Origin of the sequence: Micromonospora sp. NPDC085948, from assembly GCF_040686315.1 — a bacterium.
Classification (GTDB): Bacteria; Actinomycetota; Actinomycetes; order Mycobacteriales; family Micromonosporaceae; genus Micromonospora.
The window spans coordinates 149,706-165,097 of sequence record NZ_JBFBJW010000011.1; the positions used below are offsets into that span (position 1 = coordinate 149,706).

Here is a 15,392-nt window from a genome sequence, read left to right on the forward strand (position 1 = left end):
ATCCTGCCCTCTCGTGGCACCCCTCGTCACGCCTAGGTCCCCCGGACGCGATGCTGAACACAGGTACCCGCCGGTAACTTAGCGCTACGAAGTGCCCTCGACCCCTTGTCTGGGCCTTTTATCGTGACGCCATGAACGGGCGACGAGTGGGTGCGGGCGGTGCGCTTCTGGCGGTCGGGACCCTCGCGGCGATCCCCGGAACGTGGGTGCTGGCGTCGGGGGACCCCGCCGTACTCCCGGTCGTGATCTTCGGTCTGGCCGCCGTGGTGTTCGGCGCGGTCCAGGCGCGCCGCGGCCTGCGGGCCCCGGCCCCCGCGAGGACGCGGCCGGTGCCGGGTCAGCGCCGCGGGCACGAGGACACCTACACCCCATATACCTACTACGGGAGCGGCTCGAGCGACTACGGGAGCGGCACCGGCGCTGAGGGCTGGTCCGACGGCGGTGGCTGGTCCGGAGGCGGTGGCGGTTCCGGTGGCGGTGGCGGCGACTCGGGTGGCGGTGGCGGCGGATCCTGACTCGTGTCTGCGGCAGAATGCGACGTATGCGCAGCGACGTCATCACCGTCCAGACCGGGTCACGGCCGACCGTCCGGGACATCACCGCAGAGGCCCAGCAGTTCGTCTCCGGCGAGGACGACGGCCTGTTGCACGTCTTCGTGCCGCACGCCACCGCCGGTCTGGCGATCATCGAGACCGGGTCGGGCTCCGACGACGACCTGCTGAGCGCGCTGGACGACCTGCTGCCCACGACGGATCGTTGGCGGCACCGGCACGGATCGCCCGGCCACGGCCGCGACCACGTGCTGCCGGCGCTCGTCCCCCCGTACGCCACGCTGCCGGTGCTCGGCGGCCGGCTCGCGCTCGGCACCTGGCAGTCGATCTGTCTCGTCGACACCAACGGCGACAACCCGACCCGCCAGGTCCGCTTCTCGTTCCTCCCCGGCTGATCGCCGTCCTGGGCCTCGACCCGTGCCGCCGCTCCGTGTCGGCGCTCAGCTCAAGATCCGCGCAACATCTCCGAAACTGCTGCCTCAGCCTGTGCCGAGGCAGCAGTTTCCCCGATGTTGCGCGGATCTTGCGGCGTCGGGCGGTTAGGGGCGGACGGTTTCCTGATCGACGGTCTGCTGGCCGGGGTCCGCGGACGGCGCGGCGCTGCGAACCGCCGACGGGACCGGGTTGTCCGCCGTCTGGTGCAGGCCGGGCACGCGGTCCTCGATCACGAACGAGGCCCGGGTGTACGCGGGCGCGCCCGGTCGGCTGACGTACGGCAGCACGTCGAAGTCGGCGGTGAGCTGTCCCGGGGTGATCGTGGTGCGCACGTATCCCCGCAGGTTGTTCTGGAAGCGCAGGTGCGGGTTGAACGCGAACCACGGGTGCGAGCCGGACGTCGAGTCCGCGCCGTCACCCGTCGAGGTGATCGAGGAGCAGACCAGCTCGGTACCGACGGTGCGCGAGGTCGGATCGGCGTAGTCCAGCTTGAGGTCGCTGGCCCAGTGCGCGTGCACGTCGCCGGTCAGCACCACCGGGTTGCGTACCCCGGCAGCCAACCAACCCCGGGTGATGCGGTCCCGGGAGGCGACGTAGCCGTCCCAGGAGTCCATGCTGGTGACGGTGAGCGGACCGGAGTTGTTGTCCCGTTGAGCGAAGAAGACCTGCTGGCCCAGGATGTCCCACTGGGCGTCCGAGCGACGGAAGCCGTCCAGCAGCCACGCCTCCTGCTCGGCCCCGGTGATCGACCGGGACGGGTCGGCTGCCGCCGCGCAGTCCCGATAGCCGTCGCCGCAGGCCTGGTCGTCGCGGTACTGCCGGGTGTCGAGCAGGTGGAACGTGGCGAGCCGCCCCCAGCGCACCCGCCGGTAGAGCTGCATGTCGATGCCGCGGGGGATCGAGGTGCGCCGCAGCGGCATGTTCTCGTAGTACGCCTGGAACGCCGCCGCCCGCCGCGCGGGAAACTCCGGGTCCGGCGCCTCGGGCACCTCGTCGGCCCAGTTGTTCTCCACCTCGTGGTCGTCGAACACCACCGCCCACGGCGCCACCGCGTGCGCGGCCTGCAGGTCGGCGTCGGTCTTGTACTGGGCGTGCCGCTGCCGGTAGTTGGCCAGCGTCCGGGTCTCCGGTCCCTCGTGGTCACGCGGGTTGCCACCGGGGACGTTGTACGTGTCCGGGGCGTACTCGTACTGGTAGTCGCCCAGGTGCAGGATCAGCTCCGGCTCGGTCTCGGCCAGCCGCCGGTAGGCGGTGAAGTAACCGTGCTCGTACTGGGAGCAGGAGGCGAAGCCCATCGCCAGGGCGGCCGGCATGCTCCATGGTGCCGGGGCGGTGCGGGTACGTCCGGTCGGCGAGACGTGGCGCTCGGCCCGGAACCGGTAGAAGTACTCGCGCCCGGGCAGCAGGCCGGCCAACTCCACGTGCACGCTGTGCGCCGAGCGGGTGCGGGCGACGGCGACGCCGCGGCGCACCACATGCCGGAACCGCTCGTCGACGGCCAACTCCCAGTGGACCGGCACCGCGCGGTCCGGCATGCCGCCGAGGCCGTCCTCGGCCAGTGGCTGCGGGGCCAGGCGGGTCCACAACACGAATCCGTCGTGGTCGGGGTCGCCGGAGGCCACACCGAGGGTGAACGGGTAGGCCAGCGGCCGGGCCGCCGCCGCGCCGGCCGCCGCCGGCAGCCCGGTGACCGCGCCTGCGGCGCCGATTGCGGCGCCGGACAGCAGGATGGTACGTCGGGACAGTGACACGAATCCTCCCCAGAGTCCGATCTGCGTGACACCGGGAGCCTGGCGAGCCCCGGTGGCCGACAGATGACAGTCAGTGGCCCGGCTCGTCGCCGGCAGTCGAACACCGACGACCGCTGTCGATTCGTCCTGGGCGCACTGCGTACGATGTGGCCGTGACGCAGGAGGTGGGTTCCGCAGCAGGTGGACCGGTGGATCGGGCTGATCTCGCCGCCGACGTGCTGCGCCGGATGGCCCACGTGAGCGACGCTCTGCGTCACCGGCAGGGCTCCGCGTTCGCCGAACTGGGGCTCACGCCGGCGGCGGCCCGGGCGTTGCGCGAACTGGACCCGGACCACCCGCTGCCCGCCCGTGATCTCGCCGGTCGACTGGGCTGCGACAGGTCGAACGTGACGATGCTGGTCGACAAGCTGGAGCAGGCCGGGTTGGTCGAGCGCCGCACCGACCCCGGGGACCGTCGGCAGAAGACGTTGGTGGTGACCGAGCGGGGACGCGTCGAACGGGACCGGGTGACCGAGGTGATGTCCGACTCCCGACTCCTGTCCGGGCTGACCGACCGGGAGCTGAGCACCCTTCGTGACCTGGTCCGGAAGGTGTCCTCCGGTGACCGTCTGGAGCCCTGCGGGCCGGAGTGAGTCGACACGCGCCGACCGTGTCCCACTGGGCGACCAGGGCCCTCGTCGGTAATGCTGTCCCACGTGACAACCCCGCAAGATCTCGACGACCGGTTCCGGGAGACCCTGGCGGCTCTGCCCGCCGCGGGGCGGCGGCGTGATCCCGCCGACCCGGTCAGCGACGATGCCCCACTGACCGGCGCGCAGGTGCTGGACCTGTTCGACGCGCAGGTGACCAGCCGGCAGCTCGACCTGGCCGGCCGTTGGCTGCGCAGCTTCGGGGAGGGTTTCTACACCATCGGCTCGGCCGGGCACGAGGGCAACGCCGCGGTCGCCGCCGCGCTGCGCCCCACCGATCCGGCGCTGCTGCACTACCGCTCCGGCGCCTTCTACTGCGTCCGCGCCGCGCAGGTCGCCGCCGACTCGGCATCGACCGCCGACCCGAAGCCGCCCGACGCCGAGCCGCCCGACGCCGAGCCGAGCAGCTCCGAGCTGACCCACGCCGAGTCGAGCAACTCCGAGCCGCCCGACTCCGAGCCGACCGACGCCCACCCCATCGGGTCCGAGCCGCCCACCGGCGGGTTCGCGCCGTACGTGGACGCGGCCCGGGACGTGCTGCGCGGGATGGTCGCCTCCAGTCAGGAACCGGTCGCCGGCGGCCGGCACAAGGTGTTCGGCCGAGCCGATCTGGCCATCGTGCCGACCACCTCCACCATCGCCTCGCACCTGCCCCGCGCGGTCGGGATGGGGCTGGCCGTGCAGCGGCTGCGCCGGCTGGACAACGCCGGGCGACGTACCGCAGTCGGCAGTGGCGCGGTCCCAGCGGCCGCCCCGTGGCCCCCGGACGCGATCGTCGTGTGTTCCTTCGGCGACGCCTCGGTCAACCACGCCAGTGCCACCGCGGCGTTCAACACCGCCGGGTGGTACGACCACGCCAAGCTGCGTATCCCGGTGCTCTTCGTCTGCGAGGACAACGGGCTGGGCATCAGCGTCCGTTCACCGGAGGGCTGGGTCGAGGCCACCCTGCGGGCCAGGCCGGGCATCCGCTACTTCAGCGCGGACGGGGCAGACCCGGTGCAGACGTACGCGGTGGCGGCGGAGGCCGCGGCCTGGGTACGCCGTACCCGGCGGCCGGCCGTGTTGCACCTGCGGACGGTACGGCTGATGGGACACGCCGGGGCGGACGCGGAGTCGGCGTACCGGAGCGCGGCCGAACTGGCCGAGGACCTGGACCGGGACCCGGTGGTCGCCACCGCGCGGCTGCTCGTCGACGCCGGCGTGGCCACCGGCGAGGAGTTGCTGGCCCGGTACGACGAGACCGGCTGGCAGGTACGGCGGCTGGCCGAGGAGGTGCTGGGCGAGCCGAAGTTGGCCTCCGCGGCCGACGTGGTGTCGGCGCTGGCGCCCCGCCGTCCGGTGCGGGTGGCGCGGGCGGTGGGCGACGCCGCGGCGCGGGCCAGCGGACCGGGCGCCGGTGCCCGGGCCGAGGCGTTCGGGGGCAAACCGCCGGAGCTGGCCGGGCCGATGACCCTGGCGCAGAGCATCAACGCGGCACTCGCCGACGGGATGCTCGACCACCCGCAGATGGCAATCTTCGGCGAGGACGTGGCGGCCAAGGGCGGCGTGTACGGGGTGACGAAGGGGCTGCGTGACCGTTTCGGGGCGGCCCGGGTCTTCGACACGTTGCTCGACGAGACGTCGGTCCTCGGGTTGGGCCTCGGCGCCGGGTTGGCCGGGATGCTGCCGGTGCCGGAGATCCAGTACCTGGCGTACCTGCACAACGCGGAGGACCAACTGCGCGGCGAGGCGGCCACCATGCAGTTCTTCTCGCGGGGTGCGTTCCGCAACCCGATGGTGGTCCGGGTGGCCGGGCTGGCGTACCAGGAGGGGTTCGGCGGGCACTTCCACAACGACAACTCGGTGGCCGTACTCCGGGATGTGCCCGGTCTGGTGGTCGCGGTGCCGGCGCGGCCGGACGACGCGGCACCGATGCTACGGACCTGCCTGGCCAGCGCGGCGGTGGATGGCAGCGTCTGCGTGTTCGTGGAGCCGATAGCGCTCTACCACACGCGCGACCTGTACGCCGAGGGCGACGGGGAGTGGCTGGCCGGCTATCCGGAGCCGGGCGCGTGGGTGTCCGGGCACGTGCCGATCGGCCGGGCCCGGGTCTACCGGGTCGGCTCGGCCGACGACCTGACCATCATCACCTTCGGTAACGGGGTGCGGATGTCGCTGCGGGCCGCGGCGGTCCTCGCCGAGGAGGGGGTGGGCACCCGGGTGGTGGATCTGCGCTGGCTGGCGCCGCTGCCGGTGGCCGACATCATCCGGGAGTCGTCGGCGACCGGCCGGGTGCTGGTGGTGGACGAGACGCGCCGATCCGGCGGGGTGGGCGAGGGGGTCATCGCCGCCCTGGTCGACGCCGGATATGTCGGTGCCGCACGTCGAGTGGCCGGAGTTGACTCGTTTGTACCATTAGGTCCGGCAGCGCGTCACGTACTGGTCTCCGCGGAAGCCATTACCGACGGTGCCCGTACGCTGCTGGCACGGTAAATTCCGTTCCACCCGGTGCGCCACTTGCGCGCGGACCAACAACTGTGTGGACTTTGCCTGACGGCCGTCGCACCGACGCCGCGAGCAGGGACGAGATGAGGAGGCACGCGACAGTGAGCGCGACCGCTGGTCAGGCCGCCGACGGGGTACGCAGCCTGGCGGACCGGTTCGGTATCGAACCGGGGATGGTCGTCATGGAGATGGGGTACGACGACGACGTCGACCAGGATCTCCGAGACGCCCTGACCGACCGCTGTGGAGATCTGGTCGACGAGGACACCGACGAGGTGGTCGACGCCGTGCTGGTGTGGTACCGCGACGGCGACGGTGACCTTTTCGAACTTCTCGTCGACGCCCTCGGCCCGCTGGCCGACAACGGGGTCGTGTGGCTCCTCACCCCGAAGGCGGGGCGTGACGGGCATGTCGAGCCGAGCGAGGTCGCGGAGTCCGCGCCCACCGCCGGCCTTCAGCAGACCTCGACCGTCAACGCCGGCCGGGACTGGAGCGGCGCACGTCTCGTGCTGCGCCGAGGGGCCAAGGCCAAGAAGTAGCCCGCGCCGCTTCGCAGCCCGGCGGTCCGCACCGTCGGGTGGCAGGCTGGTGCCGTAACCCGACTCGACCCCCGAGGAGAGTACGCATGCCCATCGAGGTTGGCGCCGAGGCGCCGGACTTCGTCCTGAAGGACCAGAACAACCAGGAGGTCCGACTGTCGGACTTCCGGGGCAGGCGCTCCGTCCTGCTGGTCTTCTACCCGCTCGCCTTCACCGGCACCTGCCAGGGTGAGCTGTGCGAGGTGCGGGACAACCTCGACGCGTACGCGAACGACGACGTCCAGGTGTTGACGGTCAGTGTCGACTCGGTCTACAGCCACAAGATCTGGGCCGACCGTGAGGGCTACCAGTTCCCCATGCTTGCCGACTTCTGGCCGCACGGCGCCGTCGCCCAGGCGTACGGGGTCTTCAACGACGTCGCCGGCATCGCCAACCGGGGCACCTTCGTCATCGACAAGGCCGGCGTGGTCCGCTTCGCCGAGATGAACGGCCCGGGCGAGGCCCGCGACCAGCAGGGCTGGCGCAAGGCCCTCGCCGAAGTGACCGGCTGACCGGAGTACGCCGTGCGCCGGGGCCGGCGGCGAGCAGGTAAGCTTGCCAGCCACCGGCCCGCCGCACGGGCGATCCGGGCGCGTAGCTCAGTGGGAGAGCACCCGCCTTACAAGCGGGGGGTCGCAGGTTCGAAACCTGCCGCGCCCACCCCTCAGTCCAGCAAGCGAGATGGGCTGCCGGTGATCCGGCGGCCCATCTCGTCTCCTGGCCCAGCCCACGAGGCCTGCTCGCGCTTCCGCTCACGACCCCGTGGCCTCCGCTCGCTGTCCACCCCCGGGGCACTCCTCGGGCGGGGCGTAGGCACGAATGGTGCCGTTGTGTCGCGCCACGTCGCCCTCGGCGGTGAGGGGTACGAGGCGTTTGCAGACGGGACACCGGCCCCGCTGGTGCGGCGGGCGCTGCGTCACCGCGCCTCCCCGGGTCGGTCGTCGCACGTCATCGGTTTTCTCAGCCGGGTCATGTCGCCCATCGTTGCCGATCGAGGCTCGGCCGCGGCCGCACCTCAGCGTCCGCGGATGATCACCCGCTGGGTCGCAGCAGCCTGATCAGGACGGTACGCAGCGCGTCGGCGGCCTCGGCCCGGGACATCCGGCCGGCGTCGACCTCCTCGCCCACGGCGTGGCCGATCTTGATGGTGATCGCGGCGAGCAACCCGGCCGGTAGTCCACTGTCGAATTCGCCGCTCGCCTGTCCGCGCCGGACCACCCGGTCGATCCGGTCGGCGACCGGCGCGTGCCGTTCCTCGTCGACCTGCGGGCTCACCGGCAGTGACGCGATCTGCTGGGTCAGGCCCGGATAGCGCTCGGCGATCTGGGTGCCGGCCGTGAGGACGCGGATGAGCGCGTCCGGGGCGGGTCCGCGGTCCGGCTCGGCGGCGTCCATCGCGGCGACGGCCTCGTCGGTGATCCGTCGGACGACGGCCACCATCAGGTGCTCACGGGACGGGAAGTGGGCGTAGACGGTCTGCCGGGTGACGCCGGCGGCACCGGCGATGGCGTCGAGGCTGGCGTCGGGCTGCGCGTCGAGCAGTCGGAGCGCCGCGTCGAGGATCGCACCGCTGTTGCGGCGCGCGTCCGCGCGGCGGTTGCGGTCCGCTGAACCACTCATCTCTTACACCTTGCCAAAGTTGTTGAGGGTCGATATTTTACAAGCTGTAAAGCTTCGACCGAAGGATGGGTGAGATGAAGGCTTCCGACGGCACTGACCCGAAGGAGTTCATCGCCAACTTCTTCACCTCTTTCATGCACGATCTGGTCCGTGGCGACGAGGATCCGGCGACGGTCGTGGACCGCTACCACACGCCCGACATTGTGCAGGTCGCCGACGGCCACCTGATGGACCGCGCCAAGCTCATCGCGCACACCCGCCCGGCCCGCAAGCACCAGACCGGCGCCCGGTGGGAGGTGCACGAGGCGATCGCCGACGGGGACCGGATCGCCGCCCGCTACACCCTGCACTTCCAGACCTCCACACGGGAGGGCAGTGTGGACGTGTACTTCTTCGGGCAGTTCGCTGACGACGGGCGGATGCGGCAGGCGCACATGCTCACCCGTGCCGTTCCCGTCCGGGCCAGCGACGAGGAGCAGCTGTCGACATGACCGTCAGCAGCTATCGCGTGATCGGTATGGCCTGCGGGCACTGCGCGGGCTTCGTCACCGAGCAGATCGAACGGATTCCCGGTGTCACCGACGTGGCAGTGGACGTCGAAGGCGACACCGCCACGGTGACGAGCGACCGACCTCTCGACATCGCCGAGGTGCGTGCCGCCGTCGAGGAAGCCGGCTACGAACTGCCCTGACGCCTGCCCCCGGGACGGACCGTGCGCGTCAGTGTGCGGGATCCGTCAGGTCCCGGGTGACGATCGCGAAGCGATGCGCGAACTCGACGGCTGCGTCGAGGTGGAGACTGGTGACGGGCGAGTCCACCAACGGTGGGGTGTCGCGGCGAACCGCGAAGCGGGTCCGTACCAGCGTGTCGTCCGGGCCCTCCTCGTCGATGTCCACCAGCTCGGGCATCGTGCCCGGGCGACCGCTGCCCGAGGCGGTCCAGCGGTACCGCAACTCCAACACGCCGTCCTCGGGGCAACTCCAGCTCAACTGGCTCACCGAAGCGCCACCGGCGGCGTTGGCCCACGCGCTCCAGCCGGTGCCGTCACTTCGCAGGCACACCCAACTGGACTCCAACGCGCCGTAGTCGTACGGGCCGCTGTCCCACAGCCCGACGAGGATCTCGTCGGGCATCAGGAGTCGCTGCCCAGGTTGAGCCGTAGGGCGTGCATCGCCACCTCCTCGAACGACGTGTCGAACACCTCGACGCTCACGTCGTCGGCGAGAACCTCGACGAGGTCTTCGTGGCAGACCACGAGGAAGTGGCGCAGCTGCCGCCAGCCCGAGGGATGTCTGATCCGGGAACGGCACCGCGTTCTGTGCCTCCAACCTGCCGGGCCACGGCGAACCCTGCACCTCGTAGAACCCGTACTCCCAGTCGGGGTCGTGGAGAGGGTGACCGGGCAACGCCTCGTCGTTCGGACAGCCGAAGAGCACCTGCGTGAAACCGACGAAGGTGGCCATCGCCACGCGGTGCGGCGCCTCGGCGACGAAGACGAGACGACAGCTCCGCTCGTCCGCCAGCAGTAGCTCACCCGACCCGGCGGGCGACGGAGAAACTCCCAGGTCCAGCAGGACCGCCTGTGGCCTCACCCACCGAATTCTATTCGGGTCCACGCGGGATGGACCGACCCCGATCGGCCCGTTAGCCTCGTCCACCATGACCAACGTGGACGAGGACGGTCACCCCGAGCCGCCGATCGCGGGCGACGAGACCGCCACCCTGTTGGGTTCCCTGGACCGCCAGCGCGCGACCCTCGCGTGGAAGACCGGTGGGCTCGACGCCGACAGCCTGCGGGCGACGCTCGGCCCGTCGTCGATCACCCTGGGTGGGCTGCTCAAGCACCTGGCCTTCGTCGAGGATCTCTACTTCTCGCTGAAGCTGGCCGGGCGCTCACCGGGAGCACCGTGGGAGACGGGCGACTGGGCCGCGAACCCCGGCTGGGAATGGCGCTCCGCCGCCGAGGACACCCCGGAGCAGCTCTACACGCTCTGGCGGGAGGCGGTGGCCCGTTCCCGTGCCACCGTCGCCGAGCTGCTGACCGACGCCGGACCGGAGCAGTTGGCCCGGGGTGAGTGGCCGGACGATCGCGTACCGAGCCTGCGCCGGGTCCTCGTCGACCTCATCGAGGAGTACGCCCGGCACGTCGGTCACGCCGACCTGATCCGGGAGTCGGTGGACGGGCTCACCGGCGAGGACCCGCCCCGCTGAGGGGTTCACGTCAGGGTCGCGTGCAGCCGATCCAGTTCGCGCTGGGTGCCGATGGCCTGGCGGTGCTCGGGGTGCTCCACGTACTGCCGAACCGTGTTCGCGAGGAACGCCGGGTCCACGTGCAGCCGCCCGACCGGCAGCGGATACGGGTGGGGCGGCTTTCCTGGCGCCGCGGCCAACCGCATCAGGGGGATGCTCGCGGCCCTGCGGGGCGGAGGAGGCGGACCACCCGGCAGTAGGCGATCCCAGGGCAGGAAGGTCCGCCTGACGAGGCCCTGTTCCGTGATGCCATCGCGGTCCAGGGTGAGCAGTGGCCGGTTCAGCAGCAGGGTGAGCGCGATACCGCCCAGGACGACGGCCGCGACAGCGATGGCCAGCGCCACCGCGCCCGTGGTCCGGACGAGCTGCGCGCGATCCCCGCCAGCGATCCGTTCGGTCTGCACGAAGGCCGCCGCGATCCAGCCAAGAACCATCGACCAGGAGCCCATCCACGCGGGGCTCGCCGGCGCGACGAAGCGGTGCCGCTGCGGGTCCACCAGCCAGGTCGCGGGCCGCCGGTTGCGTCTGGTCAACAGGGCGTAGCCGACCCACGGCACCAGGAGCGTGCCGGAGAGGACAGCCATCCACGCCAGGAAGGCGACGCCACTCGGGTCGATCCGCCAGGTCACCGGCCTGAACCACAGTTCGGCGCACACCCGCAGGGCGAACGCGGCCACGGCGAAGGGCCAGACCAGCAGGCGTGCCGCGCGCAGGGGCATGGCCGGCACCGTAGGCCGTCCGGTCAAGCCGTCCAGCGGGTCGAACCTGAGGTCGGGCGGCGCCGGAGGGCGCGGCGACGCCGCCCGGGGTCCTCAGCTGGTGAAGCCGCCGTCCACGTTGACCACCGCGCCGGTCACGTACCCGGCCTCGGGGCTGGCCAGGTGCGCGACGGTGGCGGCGATGTCGGCGGGCCGAGCGTAGCGGCCCACGGCGGTGAATCCGCTGATGGTCGCCGCGTTCGGTCCGTCCGCCGGGTTGGCGTCCGTGTCCGTCGGCCCGGGGTTGACCAGGTTGACGGTGATGTCCCGTGGTCCCAGCTCGCGGGCCAGGCCCCGGGTCAGGCCGACCAGAGCGGTCTTGCTCATCGAGTAGAGCGTCAGCCCGGGGAAGACGGCCCGCTCTCCGACGTTGCTGCCGATGCTGATGATTCGTCCGCCTTCCCCCAGGTGCCGCAGCGCCGCCTGCACGGCGACGTACGGCGCCCGGATGTTCACCGCGATCGTCCGCTCCACCTCTGCCATGCCCAGTTCGTCCACGGCGCCGACGAGGAAGACCGCTGCGTTGTTCACCAGGATGTCCAGCCGACCCAGGTCGGCGACCGTCCGGTCGACCGCGTCCCGCACGGCGCTCGGGTCGGCGCCGTCGGCCTGGACGGCCAGTGCTCGCCGGCCGAGCGCCTCGATCTGCCGCACCACTGTCGCGGCCCGCTCCGCGTCCTGTCGGTAGGTGAACGCCACATCGGCCCCGTCCTGGGCCAGGCGCAGGGCGATGCCGGCCCCGATGCCGCGGGAACCACCGGTCACCAGGGCAACCTTGTCGCTGAGTGTCGTCATGCAAACGATCATGTGGCCGTGCCGACCTCCCGGTCTGGCGGCGATCGGACCCCTCGTTCCCACCTCCAGGTCCGATACCCGCGACCGCACCCACCCAGCCTCAAGATCTGCGCTGCTTCAGGGATCGTGCTGCCTCAACGGCCGACGAGACAGCAGGAGCACCGAAGTTGCGCGGATCTTGGGCTGCGGGGGAGGGTGGCCTGGGGACCGGGCGACGGGGAGGGTGATCGTGGGGCTGGGTGGCATCGGGGCGGTGCTGTTCGACATGGACGGCACCCTCGTCGACTCCGACGCCGCCGTCGAGCGGGCCTGGGAACAGTGGGCCGCCGAGTACGGGGTCGACCCGGCGGCGGCGTTGACGATCGCCCATGGCAGCCCCGCGGACCGGACCATCCGCCGCCTGCTGCCCGCGCTCGATGACACCACTGTCGCCGCGGCGTCGGCGCGGCAGCTCGCGTTGCAGTACGACGACCTGTCCGACGTGGTGGCCACCCCGGGGGCGCACGACCTGCTGACCGCGCTGGCCCGGCTGGGACTGCCCTGGGCGGTGGTGACCAGCGCCGACCGGCGGCTGGCCGAGGCTCGGCTCGGTGCCGCCGGCATCATCGCTCCCGTGCTGGTCACCGTGGAGGACGTGCGTGTCGGCAAGCCGGATCCGGAGGGTTACCGGCGGGCCGCCGCCCGGTTGGGCGTACCCGTGCCGCGGTGTCTGGTCGTCGAGGACGCCGAGGTGGGCCTGCGGGCCGGGCGGGCCGCCGGCGCGATGACCGCCGCGCTGAAAGGGCTCGATGGCGACCTGCGGCTCGACGACCTGACGCAGTTGACGCGCCACCTGGACCCGTCGCCCACCGCGCGCTGACCGGCGAACCCGGTGGCGTACCCGGGTCGGATCTGCTGCACTCTTCCCCGTCGACGACGGAGGGGAGGACTCGGTGGAGTTGACGCTGACACCGATGACGGAGCAGGACCTGGCCCGGTTGCTCGGGGAGCTGGAGCAGGCGTACGCCGAGGACCTGGTGGCGCACCGGGGGTTGACCCCGGAGGCGGCCCACGAGCGGTCGGCCACCCAGATCCGGGAGTCGCTGCCGGCGGGCGCGGCGTCCGAGAGGGCGCTGCTGCGGGTGGGCCGGGTCGACGGCATCGAGGTCGGTTGGATCTGGGTGACCCTGCCGACGACGGCCGCCCCGAGCCAGGCCTGGATCGACAACATCGAGGTGCATCCCGCGCAGCGGGGACGCGGGTACGCACGTCGGATGATCCAGCTCATCGAGGCCGAACTCGCCCAGCTCAACGTGCCCGAGCTGGGTCTGAACGTCTTCGGTACGAACACCGCGGCGATCGGGCTCTACCGGAGTCTCGGCTTCGAGGTCACGTCGCAGCAGATGGTGAAGCGGATCGCCGCGGCGGGCTGAGCCGGCGGCGCGGCCCCGGAGCGACCCCAGGCCGGTCCCCTGGGCAGGACTGTTCACCTGCCCAGCGGGAAACCGGCGCGGACCGCACCTGGGGAGGAGCGACGGATGACGCACGGTGTCGGACTGACCATCGGTGTGCTCGGCTCGTACGGTGGGCGAAACCTCGGCGACGAGGCGATCCTCACCGGCCTGCTCACCGATCTGCGTACGCAGGAACCAAACGCCCGGATCATCGTCTTCTCCCGTAACCCGGAGCACACGCGGGCCGCCCACCCGGACGTCGAGGCGGTGCCCTGGGAAGGCGTCAGCCGCACCGACTCCGCCCTCGTCCTGGCCCAACTCGACCTACTGATCCTGGGTGGCGGCGGCATCCTCTACGACCGGGAGGCCCGCCGCTACCTGCGGGTGGTCCGGGTCGCACAGGAACGCGGCCTGCCCCTGATCACGTACGCGGTGGGGGTCGGGCCGCTCAGCGACGCGGTGGACACCGGCATGGTCCGGGAGACGCTCTCCGGCGCGACCCAGGTGACGGTCCGTGACCAGGAGTCCCGGATGGTGCTGGAGGAGGCGGGTCTGCTCAATCCGATCACGGTCACCGCCGACCCGGCGTTCCTCCTGCAACCCGAGGACTTCCCGGCCCACCTGCTCGCCGAGGAGGGGGTGCCGGTCGGTAAACGGCTGGTCGGGATCAGCGTGCGGGAGCCGGGGCGGGCCGCCGAGCGGCTCGACGTGGACGGCTACCACCGGCTGCTGGCCCAGATCGGTGACTTCCTGGTGCACCGGATCGACGCGTACGTGCTGTTCGTGCCGATGGAACGGGACGACATCCGGCACGCCCACGGGGTGCTCTCCCACATGGTCGCCGCCGATCACGGTCGGATCCTGCACGGCACCTACTCGCCGCAGCAGGTGCTCGGACTGATGCGCCACTTCGACCTGGCCGTCGGCATGCGTCTGCACTTCCTGATCTTCGCGGCGATGGTCGGCACACCGTTCCTGCCCCTGCCGTACGCCGGCAAGGTCTTCGACCTGGCCCAGCGGCTCGGCGTGCCGGCGCTGCGCGGCGTGGAGCGGGAGGTCGAGGGGCCGCTGTTGGCCGAGGTCGACCGGCTGTGGGACGAGCGGGAGCAACGCGCGGAGGCCACCGCCCGACGGGTGGCCGAGGTGTGCGAGCAGGCGCGGGGCACCTCGGAGGTCACCCGCGGGGTGCTGGAGGGCCTACGCAGCCAGGCCCTCACCCGGGTCTGAGTGGGCGGTCACACGGCGGGACCCGTCCACCGGTAGCGCCACTCGCGGGCCTCTTCGTGGGCGGTCTCCAGCTCGTAGATCTGTGCCTGCGCCAGCCCACCCGAGCCGAGGTGGTGGTGGGTCAGCGGTGGACGGCCGTTGCTGTCCAGTTCGACGGTGATGGTCTGCCCGTCCGCCGTGCCGCCGACGAGAAGGATCCGCACGGATGAAGCCATGCGCCCATCCTGCCCGTCGTGCCGCCCGCCCGCAGCGGATAGCGGGGCAGCGGGGCGACCCGACCCGTGGCTAGGGTCGGCGGATGGAGCAGACGATCGATCCGACGCTCGGCCCGGTGCTCGCCCGTACCGGCGACGAGCGCGCCGTACTGGACTCGTTCCTCGACTTCCACCGGGCCGTGCTGCTGCGCAAACTACGCGGTCTCTCCGACGCCGACGCGGGCCGACGGCTGGTGCCCTCGGCGACCACGCTCGCCGGGCTGGTCAAGCATCTGACCCTGGTCGAGCGGAACTGGTTCCCGACCCTGCTGGCCCCCGAGCCGGGCGACGTCTACCTGACCTCGGAGGAGGATGCGGTGGCGAGCTTCACGCTCGGTGACCAGGACACCGTCGCCGAGCTCACCGAGGCGTACGAGCGGGCCTGCGCCCGATCGCGGGCGATCGCCGCCCGCTTCGACCTTGACCACGTGGTGCCGCACCCACAGCTCGGCGAGGTGTCGCTGCGCTGGATTCTGGTGCACCTGATCGAGGAGACGGCCCGGCACGCGGGTCACGCCGACATCCTGCGCGAGCTGACCGACGGCGAGTGCGGCGCGCTCTGAACCC

General features: G+C 71.7%; 20 protein-coding genes and 1 tRNA gene. 14 read left to right on the forward strand and 7 right to left on the reverse strand.

The window, feature by feature from the left end; all coding sequences use genetic code 11:
• The first annotated feature begins 131 nt into the window (after nt 1-131).
• Nucleotides 132-515, forward strand: a complete 384-nt coding sequence (locus AB0O48_RS25120) for a hypothetical protein (protein ID WP_365068659.1) — start codon at nt 132-134, stop codon at nt 513-515.
• 26 nt (nt 516-541) lie between these two features.
• Complete coding sequence (locus tag AB0O48_RS25125; protein WP_357244874.1) at nt 542-946, forward strand: YjbQ family protein; 405 nt, start codon at nt 542-544, stop codon at nt 944-946.
• A 144-nt stretch (nt 947-1,090) separates the two neighbouring features.
• Here AB0O48_RS25125 and AB0O48_RS25130 read toward each other — a convergent pair whose 3' ends face one another.
• Complete coding sequence (locus AB0O48_RS25130) at nt 1,091-2,737, reverse strand: alkaline phosphatase D family protein (RefSeq protein ID WP_357571388.1); 1,647 nt, start codon at nt 2,735-2,737, stop codon at nt 1,091-1,093.
• A 227-nt stretch (nt 2,738-2,964) separates the two neighbouring features.
• Here AB0O48_RS25130 and AB0O48_RS25135 point away from each other — a divergent pair, with 227 nt between their 5' ends.
• The 5 genes from AB0O48_RS25135 (at nt 2,965) to AB0O48_RS25155 (ending at nt 7,148) form a co-directional block, all read left to right on the forward strand.
• A complete protein-coding gene (locus tag AB0O48_RS25135) occupies nt 2,965-3,369 on the forward strand; it encodes a MarR family winged helix-turn-helix transcriptional regulator (RefSeq protein ID WP_365068774.1) in 405 nt (134 codons plus the stop codon).
• A gap of 51 nt (nt 3,370-3,420) precedes the next feature.
• Nucleotides 3,421-5,898, forward strand: a complete 2,478-nt coding sequence (locus AB0O48_RS25140; RefSeq protein WP_365068661.1) for a thiamine pyrophosphate-dependent enzyme — start codon at nt 3,421-3,423, stop codon at nt 5,896-5,898.
• A gap of 113 nt (nt 5,899-6,011) precedes the next feature.
• Complete coding sequence (locus tag AB0O48_RS25145; RefSeq protein ID WP_007463483.1) at nt 6,012-6,449, forward strand: DUF3052 domain-containing protein; 438 nt, start codon at nt 6,012-6,014, stop codon at nt 6,447-6,449.
• Between the two features lie 86 nt (nt 6,450-6,535).
• Nucleotides 6,536-7,000: a peroxiredoxin gene (locus tag AB0O48_RS25150; protein WP_357244880.1), complete on the forward strand. Its 465-nt coding sequence runs from the start codon at nt 6,536-6,538 to the stop codon at nt 6,998-7,000.
• A gap of 76 nt (nt 7,001-7,076) precedes the next feature.
• Nucleotides 7,077-7,148: transfer RNA gene (locus AB0O48_RS25155), tRNA-Val, on the forward strand.
• A 372-nt stretch (nt 7,149-7,520) separates the two neighbouring features.
• Here AB0O48_RS25155 and AB0O48_RS25160 read toward each other — a convergent pair.
• On the reverse strand, nt 7,521-8,108 hold the full coding sequence (locus AB0O48_RS25160; protein WP_365068664.1) for a TetR/AcrR family transcriptional regulator: 588 nt from the start codon (nt 8,106-8,108) through the stop codon (nt 7,521-7,523).
• 74 nt (nt 8,109-8,182) lie between these two features.
• Between AB0O48_RS25160 and AB0O48_RS25165 the strand changes: the two genes are divergently transcribed.
• On the forward strand, nt 8,183-8,599 hold the full coding sequence (locus AB0O48_RS25165) for a nuclear transport factor 2 family protein (protein ID WP_365068666.1): 417 nt from the start codon (nt 8,183-8,185) through the stop codon (nt 8,597-8,599).
• The gene (locus AB0O48_RS25170; protein ID WP_357244886.1) at nt 8,596-8,799 is read left to right on the forward strand and encodes a heavy-metal-associated domain-containing protein; all 204 of its coding nucleotides are present in this window, start codon (nt 8,596-8,598) and stop codon (nt 8,797-8,799) included. Before AB0O48_RS25165 ends, AB0O48_RS25170 begins: the two co-directional genes overlap by 4 nt.
• Before the next feature lie 28 nt (nt 8,800-8,827).
• On the opposite strand, the gene AB0O48_RS25175 is transcribed toward AB0O48_RS25170, so the two are convergent.
• Nucleotides 8,828-9,241, reverse strand: coding sequence for a hypothetical protein (locus AB0O48_RS25175; RefSeq protein ID WP_365068668.1), 414 nt, complete (start codon nt 9,239-9,241; stop codon nt 8,828-8,830).
• Nucleotides 9,241-9,363, reverse strand: a complete 123-nt coding sequence (locus AB0O48_RS25180) for a hypothetical protein (RefSeq protein WP_365068670.1) — start codon at nt 9,361-9,363, stop codon at nt 9,241-9,243. The genes AB0O48_RS25175 and AB0O48_RS25180 overlap by 1 nt, the downstream gene beginning before the upstream one ends.
• Nucleotides 9,364-9,767: 404 nt before the next feature.
• On the opposite strand from AB0O48_RS25180, the gene AB0O48_RS25185 reads away from it, so the two are divergent.
• A complete protein-coding gene (locus AB0O48_RS25185; protein ID WP_365068672.1) occupies nt 9,768-10,319 on the forward strand; it encodes a DinB family protein in 552 nt (183 codons plus the stop codon).
• Between the two features lie 5 nt (nt 10,320-10,324).
• Here AB0O48_RS25185 and AB0O48_RS25190 read toward each other — a convergent pair whose 3' ends face one another.
• Complete coding sequence (locus tag AB0O48_RS25190; RefSeq protein ID WP_357244894.1) at nt 10,325-11,077, reverse strand: hypothetical protein; 753 nt, start codon at nt 11,075-11,077, stop codon at nt 10,325-10,327.
• 93 nt (nt 11,078-11,170) lie between these two features.
• On the reverse strand, nt 11,171-11,911 hold the full coding sequence (locus AB0O48_RS25195; protein ID WP_365068674.1) for a 3-oxoacyl-ACP reductase family protein: 741 nt from the start codon (nt 11,909-11,911) through the stop codon (nt 11,171-11,173).
• 229 nt (nt 11,912-12,140) lie between these two features.
• On the opposite strand from AB0O48_RS25195, the gene AB0O48_RS25200 reads away from it, so the two are divergent.
• The 3 genes from AB0O48_RS25200 to AB0O48_RS25210 all read left to right on the forward strand — a co-directional run bounded on the left by AB0O48_RS25200 (nt 12,141) and on the right by AB0O48_RS25210 (nt 14,571).
• Complete coding sequence (locus AB0O48_RS25200; protein ID WP_365068676.1) at nt 12,141-12,770, forward strand: HAD-IA family hydrolase; 630 nt, start codon at nt 12,141-12,143, stop codon at nt 12,768-12,770.
• Between the two features lie 73 nt (nt 12,771-12,843).
• The gene (locus AB0O48_RS25205) at nt 12,844-13,323 is read left to right on the forward strand and encodes an N-acetyltransferase (protein WP_357244900.1); all 480 of its coding nucleotides are present in this window, start codon (nt 12,844-12,846) and stop codon (nt 13,321-13,323) included.
• A 105-nt stretch (nt 13,324-13,428) separates the two neighbouring features.
• Nucleotides 13,429-14,571, forward strand: coding sequence for a polysaccharide pyruvyl transferase family protein (locus AB0O48_RS25210; protein ID WP_357244902.1), 1,143 nt, complete (start codon nt 13,429-13,431; stop codon nt 14,569-14,571).
• Nucleotides 14,572-14,579: 8 nt separating this feature from the next.
• Here the strand turns inward: AB0O48_RS25210 and AB0O48_RS25215 are convergent, their stop codons facing one another.
• Nucleotides 14,580-14,786 carry a hypothetical protein gene (locus AB0O48_RS25215; RefSeq protein WP_357244904.1) on the reverse strand — a complete coding sequence of 69 codons (207 nt, stop codon included), beginning with the start codon at nt 14,784-14,786 and terminating at the stop codon, nt 14,580-14,582.
• Between the two features lie 83 nt (nt 14,787-14,869).
• Here AB0O48_RS25215 and AB0O48_RS25220 point away from each other — a divergent pair, with 83 nt between their 5' ends.
• Nucleotides 14,870-15,388, forward strand: a complete 519-nt coding sequence (locus tag AB0O48_RS25220; protein ID WP_365068679.1) for a DinB family protein — start codon at nt 14,870-14,872, stop codon at nt 15,386-15,388.
• Nucleotides 15,389-15,392 lie beyond the last annotated feature (4 nt).